This window comes from Lysinibacillus sp. NPDC094403 (genome assembly GCF_050278745.1).
In the GTDB taxonomy this organism is placed as follows: Bacteria; Bacillota; Bacilli; order Bacillales_A; family Planococcaceae; genus Lysinibacillus.
Genome location: NZ_JBNNTL010000036.1, coordinates 1 through 11,093, shown reverse-complemented (window position 1 = coordinate 11,093; position 11,093 = coordinate 1). Strand labels below are relative to the sequence as shown.

General features: G+C 36.5%; 8 protein-coding genes and 1 pseudogene. 3 read left to right on the top strand and 6 right to left on the bottom strand.

The annotated features are described in order from the left end of the window. From ACQKMV_RS23600 to ACQKMV_RS23590, 3 genes are all read left to right on the top strand, one after another. A partial coding sequence (locus ACQKMV_RS23600; RefSeq protein ID WP_427506873.1) for an RNA-guided endonuclease InsQ/TnpB family protein occupies positions 1-1,005 on the top strand: 1,005 nt, incomplete at its 5' end. Positions 1,006-1,388: 383 nt separating this feature from the next. Continuing rightward, positions 1,389-3,122 carry a hydantoinase/oxoprolinase family protein gene (locus tag ACQKMV_RS23595; protein WP_427506871.1) on the top strand — a complete coding sequence of 578 codons (1,734 nt, stop codon included), beginning with the start codon at positions 1,389-1,391 and terminating at the stop codon, positions 3,120-3,122. A gap of 23 nt (positions 3,123-3,145) precedes the next feature. Beyond that, positions 3,146-5,125, top strand: a complete 1,980-nt coding sequence (locus ACQKMV_RS23590; protein WP_427506870.1) for a hydantoinase B/oxoprolinase family protein — start codon at positions 3,146-3,148, stop codon at positions 5,123-5,125. Between the two features lie 175 nt (positions 5,126-5,300). Here the strand turns inward: ACQKMV_RS23590 and ACQKMV_RS23585 are convergent. The 6 genes and pseudogenes from ACQKMV_RS23585 to guaD all read right to left on the bottom strand — a co-directional run. Then, positions 5,301-5,444 (bottom strand): annotated as a pseudogene (locus tag ACQKMV_RS23585) (IS4 family transposase); the annotation flags it as partial. Between the two features lie 3 nt (positions 5,445-5,447). After that, complete coding sequence (locus ACQKMV_RS23580; RefSeq protein WP_427506869.1) at positions 5,448-6,215, bottom strand: halocin C8 precursor-like protein; 768 nt, start codon at positions 6,213-6,215, stop codon at positions 5,448-5,450. 83 nt (positions 6,216-6,298) lie between these two features. After that, positions 6,299-6,658 (bottom strand): hypothetical protein, encoded by a 360-nt coding sequence (locus ACQKMV_RS23575; protein WP_427506868.1) that lies wholly within the window; start codon positions 6,656-6,658, stop codon positions 6,299-6,301. A gap of 545 nt (positions 6,659-7,203) precedes the next feature. After that, positions 7,204-7,845, bottom strand: a complete 642-nt coding sequence (locus ACQKMV_RS23570; RefSeq protein ID WP_427506867.1) for a response regulator transcription factor — start codon at positions 7,843-7,845, stop codon at positions 7,204-7,206. A gap of 165 nt (positions 7,846-8,010) precedes the next feature. Continuing rightward, positions 8,011-9,363 (bottom strand): uracil-xanthine permease family protein, encoded by a 1,353-nt coding sequence (locus tag ACQKMV_RS23565; protein ID WP_427506866.1) that lies wholly within the window; start codon positions 9,361-9,363, stop codon positions 8,011-8,013. A gap of 39 nt (positions 9,364-9,402) precedes the next feature. After that, the gene (gene guaD, locus ACQKMV_RS23560; protein WP_427506864.1) at positions 9,403-10,770 is read right to left on the bottom strand and encodes a guanine deaminase; all 1,368 of its coding nucleotides are present in this window, start codon (positions 10,768-10,770) and stop codon (positions 9,403-9,405) included. Between the last annotated feature and the right edge of the window lie 323 nt (positions 10,771-11,093).

Here is an 11,093-nt window from a genome sequence, read left to right as displayed (position 1 = left end):
GAGGGTGAAGTTCGTAAAAAAATCAATAGCGAACTGAAACCAACAACGCATAAATGGCTAAAGGAAGTCGGAAGCAATGTGATGAAACAGGCGGTGAAAGATGCCGATATTGCTAGAAAGCGTTGGTTCGAAGGCATTAATGAAAAGCCAAGGTTCAAAAGCAGACGAAGAAGTAAAGTTAGTTTTTATGTAAATTACGAAAGTTTAAAACGAACAAATGAAGGTTTTAGAGGTGAAAAGATTGGCAGTGTAAAAACTTGCAATGCACTTCCTAAGCTTAAAAAAGGTCATAAATATTCGAATCCACGCATTTCATTTGACGGACGAAATTGGTTCTTGTCCATTGGATATGAGCAAGAATTTGAGCCATATGATTTGACAGGCGAAAGTTTAGGGATTGATGTAGGTATCGAAAAATTGGCAGTTTGTTCTGATGGTGAGTTCAAAAAGAACATGAACAAAACTGAAGAAGTCAAACGATTAGAGCGAAAGTTGAAGCGAGAACAACGACAACTAGCTCGTAAGCTTGAAGCCAACACGAAAGAGTATACTAAAAAACGAAAGCCAATCTATAAAATACCTTTAAAGAATAAGAAAAATATTCAAAAACAAAACAGTGAAATTCGTAATTTATATAAGCGACTTAACGACATCCGAACAAATCATTTACATCAGTGTTCTAATGAGATCGTGAAAACCAAACCATCTCGTATTGTCATGGAACATTTAAATGTAAAAGGTATGATGAAAAATAAACATCTGGCGAAGGCGGTAGCCGGGCAAAAGCTATATGAATTCAAGCGGCAAATTCAATACAAATGTCAAAAATACGGAATTGAATTTGTTGAAGCCGACAGATGGTTTCCATCATCAAAAACTTGTTCTAGTTGTGGACATATCAAAACCGATTTGAAACTTAAAGACAGATTATTTATCTGCTCTTGCGGATTAAAGTTGGATAGAGATTTGAACGCAAGCATTAACTTAGCAAATTACTCAATCTAAGGAATTTAACTTCTTTCAGCAGAAGTCTCCTACCTCTATAGGTGGTAAGATGTATGCGGGTTTAAGTTAATTTTCAGCAGGTGTCCAAACATCCGCTGAAAGAAGTTAAAGCCTCCGGCGGATGTCACGGAATCGGAAAGGAGTTCTTTGTGCAAGCACAAAGCCGATTCCGGACGCAATTATGCCGAGGCATAATTGATCTGACACTAAACCTTAGATGTGTACGCAACGATACTGCGGAATTTAAGCCTTTGGAGAGTCATACTAAATGGCAGTAGCTTTTTGCGAAACCAGACTCAGAGAATAAGGAAGACACAAATACGAAAGTCGAAAGATATAAGTTGTGTCACAGTAGAGATGTCTACATTTTTTAAGAAATGTATATGTTTTTCGTATCGGACACGTACAAAGATACTGCGAAGCCTTACATTCAACGACGTGATCGCTTTGAAGTGACAGAACGAATAGATTATGAAGGAAATAATCTTCAAGCTATTGATGAAGAAGAAGTTCGCATTTTAGCCAAAAAATTAAAACGTCGAGGAACAGAATCCATTGCCGTGTGTTTCATCAATGCCTATGTGAACGGGGAAAATGAGGCGAAAGTCAAAAAGATTTTAAAAGAGGAATTACCTGATGTCTATGTTTGTATTTCGAGTGAGGTGCTTCCAGAAATTTTTGAGCATGAGCGTATGAGTACAACCGTTATTAATGCTGTTCTTGGACCAATTATGAGTAAATACATTAGTAAGTTAAGCACTGAAATGCAGAAAAAGGGCTATGATGATGAAATATTAGTTTTACATTCTGGTGGTGGTGTCATGACTTCAAGTACAGTTCCCCGCTATGCTGCTAGATTGGCAAGTTCCGGGATAGCTGCTGGAGCTATCGCAAGTAAGCATATCGCAAAGTTGTGCGGATTTGACAATGCAATCGGCTTAGATATGGGTGGTACAAGTACCGATATTTCACTGATGTATAAGGGAGATATTCGAATCACAAAGGATTGGTCTATAGAATATGGCTATCCAATTGGATTTCCGAGCATTGAAATATTAACAATAGGAGCCGGTGGAGGTAGCCTCGCTTGGAAAGATGAAGGCGGTTCTTTACGCAATGGACCCCAAAGTGCAGGGGCAGTACCAGGTCCGGCTTGCTATGGCCGAGGAGGCACTGAGCCAACTAATTCAGATGCGAATTTAGTGTTAGGACGTCTGGGTGTGGATTTGTTAGATGGTACGATGCAGTTAAACAAAGAGGCAGCAAGTGACGCTGTGAAAAAAATCGCAAATGCATTCGATCAATCCGTTGAGGAAGCGGCAAGTGCCATTATAGAAGTTGCAAATGCCAATATGAGTGATGCAGTTCGCTTAATATCAGTACGGAGAGGCTATGATCCACGAGATTTCGCGCTTGTAGCTTTTGGAGGTGCAGGACCTTTACACGGTGCATATTTAGCAAAAGATTTAAACATCCCAAAAGTCATTATTCCAACTCATCCAGGAGTGGCAGCAGCTATGGGATGTTTACTTGTAGATGTCCGTCATGATATTTCTAAAACGTATGTGAAAAAACTAGATGAAGTTAGTGAAGAGGAACTAACAAATCAATTTAGTGAATTACGAGAAGAGGCAAGAGAGTTATTGGAAGAGGAGGGGATAACAGAAAATACATCGACATTAACGAATTATATAGACCTTCGTTATAAGGGACAATGGCGATCTCTAGCTGTTCCCGTCTCTGATCAAATAACTTCCTTAGACGCTATTTTGGAAGCATTCCATAAAGAACATGAACGAGAATTTGCATTTTCTGATAAGGATCAATCTGTAGAAATATTTGGCCTACGCGTAACGGCTATAGGAACAGTACCAAAGCCTAATTTCCCGCAATATGTTTCTGAAGGCACACTGGAAGATGCTTTTAAAGAAACCCGTCCTGTTTATTTTGAAGGTAAATATATTGAAACAAACGTATATAATCGCGATCAAATACCTGTTTACACACAATTTGCTGGTCCAGCCATTATCGATCAGCTGGATACGACGACTGTTATTCCACCAGGATTTACTGCGGAAGTAGATGCCTATAAAAATATTATTATTACGGTGAACTAATACGCGATAAGGAGGAATGGGCTATGAGTACAACGAAATTGGAAACAAATCATAAGGTTCAAAATCTAGACCCAGTAACATTTGAAGTGTTGAAAAACGGCTTTGTGAACTTAGTCGATCAAATGGCTGAACAAATGCTGCGTACATGCTACTCGTTTGTTATTTATAATCGAGACTTCAGCTGTGCATTATGCGATGCGCAGGGAAATACTGTTATGCAAGGAACACAAGATATTTCTGTACATGTAGGGACATTGCATTTAACAGCAAAAGCTGTATTAGAGGATTTCGCTGATGATATTCATCCAGGTGACGTATTTTTAGTAAATGATCCTTATCGTGGAGGAACACATTTCAGTGATGTGCGTGTGATTTTACCAGTGTTCCATGACGACAAATTGATTGCACTCATGCAAACAAATGGACACTGGGCAGATGTCGGAGGCTCTAACCCAGGTTCCTTTGATATAACAGCTAAGGAACATTACGGGGAAGGTCTACGTATCCCACCTGTCCGCATTTATAGTAAAGGTCAATATTTAACAGATGTTGTGAAGATCATTGTCATGAATATGCGTATTCCAGAAGAACGTATTGGAGATTTACGTTCTCAAGTGGAAGCAGCGAAAGTTGGAGAGAAGCAGCTTAAGGAAATGATTGAAAAGTACGGTATTGATACAGTGCTAGTAGCTTTTGAAGAAGTTCAAAATTATGTAGAACGATTAATGAGAGCGAAAATAAAAGCTTTACCAAAAGGTCAATGGGAAACGGTGGACTATATCGATATGGACCCACAATTAGGAGATGGTCTCATCCCAATTCGTGTGAAGATGACCATTACGGAGGATGAAATAGCTTATGATTTAAGCGATTCCCATCCATATATTAGCTGCTTTTTAAATGCAGGGTTTGGTTCAGCACTTTCTGGTACTTATGCAGGAACGAAAACATTTTTCCCAGAGATTCCGCTGAACTCGGGATTTTATCGTGTTGTGAAGATATTCCTCCCTGAAAACTCTGTCGTCAATGCACCTAGCCCAGTAGCTGTCTCTGGCTATTGTTCAGGAGCGTTTGAAAAAATTATGAATGCCTGCTTCGAACTATGGTCAAATATTATGCCGGAACGCGCTATCGCATGTTCATTTAATTTAGAGTATTTATTAATAGGTGGCTACGATCAACGGAGAGATAGTAATGAATACTTTATGTGGTATGACTGGATGGCTGGTGGCCATGGTGGTCGTATTGACAGGGATGGTGCAAATACAACCTCACCAGTGTTCGGGGTAGGTTTGAGTGTTCAGCCATGTGAGGGGCAAGAGCGTTTGTCACCAGTTGTTACAACGAAGCATGAAATTATTATAGATTCTGCTGGTCCAGGTAAATACCGTGGCGGTTGTGGTGTAGAAAAGGGAGGTATTTTAACGGATGTCAACCAAACAGTGATGTCCTATTGCTGTGATCGTTCTCGCTCTATTACATGGGGAATCATGGGCGGCTTACCTTCTATTGCACAGGGGGCTATTTTAAATCCAAACAAAGAGGATGAAGAATTTTTAGGCACAATCTTCTCCAATGTTGAATTAAAGAAAGGAGATTCCTTTACACGTCCATCAGCAGGAGGCGGTGGTTTAGGTGATCCTTTAGCACGAGATGTAAACGCTGTTTTAGAGGACATTATTGATGAATATGTTTCGATTGAGCGTGCAAAGCTTGATTATGGTGTAGTCATCCATGAAATTGATCGTGATATGGATGCCTTCGAAATTGATATGGCTGCTACATTAAAAGAACGCGATTATATTCGCAAAAATCGTCATAGATGGCTGGAGACAGATCCAATAGAAGTTGAGAAGATGTACAACGAAGGTGAAATTAATCAAATGGATGTTGTTCGAAGATACGGTGTCATTATGGATTATCAAATAAATAAAGCATTGCCAATCTCAACCGAGCAATACCGAGAAGCGATGAAGAAACGTTCTTTGGCATATTGGGGATAGATAGAACGTTCTACTGTATTAAGTATCAACTAACTTTATTCATAAATAAGAGAGTAGTTCACACTACTCTCTCTGCGAAATAAGGGTATACAAATTTTTAATGTCAAGTAATGCATAAACTATGAAAAATATTACGACATAACTTTTAACTGGGACAACTGACAGTTCGAAATCCTTATGGAACCGTATTTCCTTCGATTTTCCGGAGCCAAATACGTGCCGGTTTCCATAGTGTTGCTTTTAAGTATCTACTAATTTGTAAGTACGTCCGTGAACTGTCCGTGTGAAGCTGTGCTAGCACCTTTAAGCAGTAAACGATTTACTATCCACAAATTGCTAATGTAGCCCCTGTGCAACCTAATGCTCCAATTAATCCACATACTCCCGCAAGAGTAAGTCCACCAACTCCTGTAGTAATTCCTAGAGCAGCAGCTAATGCGAAGCAAGCAATTCCACCACCAGTGCCACATAGTGCACCTACAACCCATTCACACCATCCGAAAGTAACGATTTTACTACCGCCCATTTGTTGAACAGCTTGTTTGTAAAATTCATCTTGTGTCAGAACTTGTCCATCTGAACCAATAATATCACCATTTTCATTAATATTCATTGTGAAAGATACATCATCATTAATGACCATTTTAATATTAATATGTCCACTTTCTTGCAGTTCACCATATAACATTTTCTTAGTATAAATAGATTGGTTGTTGAAATCATATATAAATTCAACATATACTAAATTATCTGCACTTGTCTTTTTACCAAAAATAAATCCCACAGCAGCAAATGTTTCTCTACCATTTTCAACTTTATTGATAACGACATCTTTATGATTTAATTGGTTAATAGCAGTGGTTTTAGCTAATTCCTTATAATCAGCAGTCGTTTTTACTTCCTTTAAAATATTTTTGAATTCTTTATCTGTCACATTTGAAGTAGGAGCTTCTAAACATTTCCTATCTTTCTCACACATCGCAGCTTTTGCATCTATACTATTAAAAGAAAGAGACATAACAATTAATAAAAACGAAAGCAATAAAAGTATATTTTTCTTAATTTTACTACGGTTTACTATATTCCTCATATTATTCTCTCCTCCTAAAGTTTTTATTAAAGGTAAACGCCATATTTCAATGAAAAATCATTTGTAATTGAATATCTATCTTCTTAAATTTTTTTGGTTATTAAAGTCCCTATTCCTAACAACAAATATATACAGAATAAATATATTAGAAGTAGACTAGTTTCAACAGACTTTATTCCCATAGCATATAAACAAATTAAAAATATACCACTCAAGATTAAGATCATGTAAAGAGATACAATTAAATATTTTTGAATTAAGACTATATTACGCTCATCATATTCAGGGACATTACCTTCCCTTTTATGTTTGATCCTAGATAAAACCATAAATATGATGAATGCAAAAAATGCACCTAGAACTATCGGTAACACTACTTCAAATCTAAAATGCCCTGTTTCTTTACCAATTACATAGCTCCCTAAAAACCCACCAATCAACATAGCCCCTATCACTACAAACCAAGTTGTGAATTGTAACTTCTGTTCTTTGATGTAGCCTCACCTCCATTTTTTAGTAAAATTACATGTGCTGCTTATAAGACGGGATTTCTGTTAACCTGCTATAAAGCATAAGTTTGTTCTGAATTTTCTGTCTTTTTAAGAAAGATTTCTAATCTCTATTTAACTCGTTGTTCAAATGATGTTCTTCCTGTAAACTTATTTATGTGTTTGTCCTTTATTTTGGATTTGGAGCAATTTACTACCACCAACCAATATAAAGGGATTTTTTATGAAAAAAGATTGCGGAAAATTCAGACTTTATTTTCGTGTTGAATTAATTTAATGCGACACTAGTGAAATTAGATATTAATGTAAACTTAAATTTAAAATATTTACCAATATCTTATGTTTTATTCTATCATGCTATCATATCTTCATGACCACAAATAAACCGCAATACGACCACAATATTGTTATCGGTTAGCACTGTGTTTTTTGCGGTTTTATGAATAGAAAAGACACCTGATCATTAGATAATTTACCTTTTATAGCAATCCTATTTTTATAATTTTTTCAACAGCTTCTTTTCTTGAATGTACTTGTAGTTTCTTGAAAATCTTTGTTAAACGATATTCGACTGTGCGTAAACTGACAAATAAATTTTCTGCTATTTCTTTATTTGTTTTTCCAACTGCCACTAATTGAAGCACAGCTAGTTCATTTTTTTTAAGGTCATATTGAATTAACTGATTCATTATTTCCATTTTATTCTTTTGGCTTTCTACTATTTTTAATTGTCGTAATAACTTCACTGGGATCATGGCATTCCCATCTAGAGCGGAGCGTATTGCCGCAATAAGATTTTCCGTAGAGACTGTTTTACTAACAAAGCTAGAAACACCTGATTCTACTAATACATTGAAAATAGGTTCAATGTTATAGCCCGTGTAGATAATTTTGATTACTTCAGGATTTAATTGTTGCACTTTTTTTAGTAATTCTAAATCATTTAAAAAATGCATATTTACGTCAAATAAAAACATATCGAATGTTTGTTGTAAGAGGATATTCAACGTTTCTTCACCAGAGTTTACTACAGTAACATGGAGATTGCTTTCTTGTTCTAATAATAATTTTATACCTTCACCAATGGCCTCGTGATCATCTAGTACCAAAATGTTTATCAACTTTCTACCTCCTTGCTTATAATGGACTATTATCTTAAAACGTTAATTATAATAAATTATACCTAATTTTAAGTTGCTAAGGGGATGTTGGTTTGCAAAACATCATAAATAAGAAAATGCACAACTCTATTAAATGAATAGGAGAGTTGTGCATCGAGTTTGAAGTTATTTCACACTAGGTAATATTTTATTTAAAACGATGGCTACAATAGCAGCTGTTGCGATTGGAGAGCCGAATAAATATTGAACTGTTGTTGGTAATGAGTATAAGAAATCTTTAGGAAGTAATGTTAGGGCTAATGTTAAAATCACTGGTATTGCGATTACATACATTTCCTTTTCACCAATGTGTTCATTTTTCATTACTTGTAAACCACTGATCGTAATAATGCCACAAACGATAACGAATACACCACCTATAACTGCTGAAGGAATTGCAGAAATAAGAGCAGCTAATTTACCAGAGAAGCCGAATAACACAAACCAAAAACCTGCAGCAATAAAAACACGGCGACTTGCGATACCTGTAATCGATATCACACCTGCATTTGTTGAGTAGCCAGTGACAGGAGTTGAGCCTAGTAATGATGCGATGAAACAACCAATTCCTTCGCCGATAATCCCGCGATTAATTTGTTTATCAGTTAATGGTTTATCGATGACATTACTCACTGCAAACCATGTACCTGTTGTTTCTGCCATTAAAACGATATAAATAATCACCATTGTAATGATGGCTGAAAAATTGAACGTAAAGCCGAAATCTGCAAATGGAATTTGAGGCATACTAAACCATTTTGCTTGTGATACCGCTGATAAATCTAAGACACCCATAGTATTCGCGGCAATACTACCTGCAATTAAAGCAATGATTACTGAAGTGATACGAAATACGCGACCTTTTTTATGAAAGACTGCACCTAGCATAACGCAAACGATAAGAACGGTAGCTGAAATGAGAGCCAAATAGATGTTTTGGTTAATAGATGCACCCGCTGCGTTAAAAATGTTATTACTTAAACCTACAGGCATTAATGAAAGACCGACAACAAAGATAATCGTCCCTCCGACAAGTGGAGGAATGAAAGTATTGACGATTTTATTGAATATACCTGTATAACCTAAAATAATGACTAAAATGGCGCCGATTAAACTTGCTCCTAGCACAGTGCTCCAGCCAAGATCTCCACCACCACTTGTAGCATAAATACCTACAATGGCGCCAAGAGGAACATATGAAGGACCTTGTGCTATCGGTAGCTTCATACAAAAATGAGTTTGGATAATCGTTGCGATCCCTGCTGCAATAAATGTCGATTGAATCAATGCGCTTGATTGACCTGATTGTAAACCAATTAACATGGCAATTAAGAAAGGCACTACATAGACGTCCATTGCCATAACGTGCTGTAAACCAAGTAAGGCTGATTGACCGAATGACACCTTTTCATCTGGTAAAACTGTTAATTGCTGAGTTTTCATTTTATCGTTAGCTAATTTGTTATGTTGCGTTTCCACTAAGATGTACACCTCAAAATTGTAAATTTAGAATTTTTTTTATGCTCTAGCGTGAACCTGATTACCTTGTACCCAAACTTCACGGATATTTTCTGGGCGCACAAGATACATAATTTTTTGGAAGATATCCTGTAAATCTTCCTTGCTATCAAATATAGGAAGTTTTGCAGATGGTATGTTAGTATCGATGATTTGTACATCCCATGTGTAGTTTTCTTGTAATCGACCAATTGGTAGGCTTAAGCTTTCTCCACCACCTGCTGTTGCTAAATAAAATGCTTCATTAATCGTAATACGTGAATGTGGAACACCACGTTTTTCAGCAGAAAGAGATGGATCGACACCGTCTTCTAGCATTCTAGATGACATGACTGCTTGTCTAGCATTATCGAATAGGCTAGGGGAGAAACCGCCTGAAATATCTGATCCTAATCCGATATCAACGCCTTTTGAATGAAAGTGGGCAATTGGAATGACACTATTTGCAAAATAAGCATTGGAAATTGGACAATGACCAATTGCTGTGCCTGTTTCAGCAAATAACTGGGCATCGTCATCATTTAAGAAATTACAATGTGCCATTACTGATTTGTCTCCTAATAGACCAAAATCATGTAAGGCAAAGGCATCATTTTTCTTAAATCGTTCCTTTACGTAGCCGTGCTCCCAATCACTTTCACTACAATGAGATTGGATATGTGTATCGTATTTAGCAGCTAACTCACTCAAACCTTTTAAAGCATCGTCTGTACAGCTTGGAATAAAGCGTGGTGTTACAACTGGATAAACACCCTGTTTCGTTGATTTTGCTAATTCTTTTACAGCTAGAATAAATTCTTCTGTATCTTTTAATGCAGTTTGCGTATTTGCATCGCGATAATAGTCTGGATTTTGTTCAGGATCATCCATCACAACTTTCCCAACTAGACCTCGTTGTCCTTTTTCAGCACAAATTTTCGCTAATAGTAGGCTTGCTTCTTTATGGACAGTCGCAAAATAAAGTGATGTAGTAGTTCCGTTTGCAAGAAGAGTACTTACTAAATCTTCATAGACCTCTTGTGCAAACTCTAAATCGGAGAATTTTGATTCGATAGGGAATGTGTATGTATTTAGCCAGTCATAAAGTGGAATATCTAATGCAGTTCCAGCTTGAGCCCATTGTGGTGCATGTACATGCAAATCGACAAAGCCAGGGAAGAAATATTGTCCATTGGCTAATTGATGAAAATTTTCTTTGTGTTGATATGTAGTTAGTAGATTTTGATATTCTTCATGCTCAGGAGCTACTGTTTTCGCAATCATCCCGTCAGCATTAATAAAGAATAAATAATCCTTTAAAATTTGTACTTCAGTAGGAGACTTACTTGAAAAAGCTGTTCCTTTAAAAATTAACGTATATTCAGACATAAAAACCACCTTAATGTTCGTGTATTGATGAATGTATGGATTATTATAGGTCATAAAAACTGATTAGTCTATAAAAAAACGAATATTAATAATTTTACTTTAAGGTTTTTTAATATTTTTTAGCTATTTGTTACATGTTTTTCAATTATGGTGATGGTTCTTTGTATAGTTTGGATTATTTTGGTAAATACTCATGTTTTGTATAGTAGTTGATTGGAGTGGAGGCTAGGCGACTCCTTGGGGATTAGTGATCTGACCCCAAAAATATGAACTTTTTTATGAAGCTTTTCGAAACTCAACGGGACTTTTTCCGTTGAGTTTTA

Bases quoted from the DNA above. Each gene is read 5' to 3' on its own strand.
- ACQKMV_RS23590 (WP_427506870.1), top strand. From the start codon at position 3,146: ATGAGTACAACGAAATTGGAAACAAATCATAAGGTTCAAAATCTAGAC.
- guaD (WP_427506864.1), bottom strand. From the start codon at position 10,770: ATGTCTGAATATACGTTAATTTTTAAAGGAACAGCTTTTTCAAGTAAG.
- ACQKMV_RS23575 (WP_427506868.1), bottom strand. From the start codon at position 6,658: ATGTTGATTGGTGGGTTTTTAGGGAGCTATGTAATTGGTAAAGAAACA.
- ACQKMV_RS23580 (WP_427506869.1), bottom strand. From the start codon at position 6,215: ATGAGGAATATAGTAAACCGTAGTAAAATTAAGAAAAATATACTTTTA.
- ACQKMV_RS23595 (WP_427506871.1), top strand. From the start codon at position 1,389: ATGTTTTTCGTATCGGACACGTACAAAGATACTGCGAAGCCTTACATT.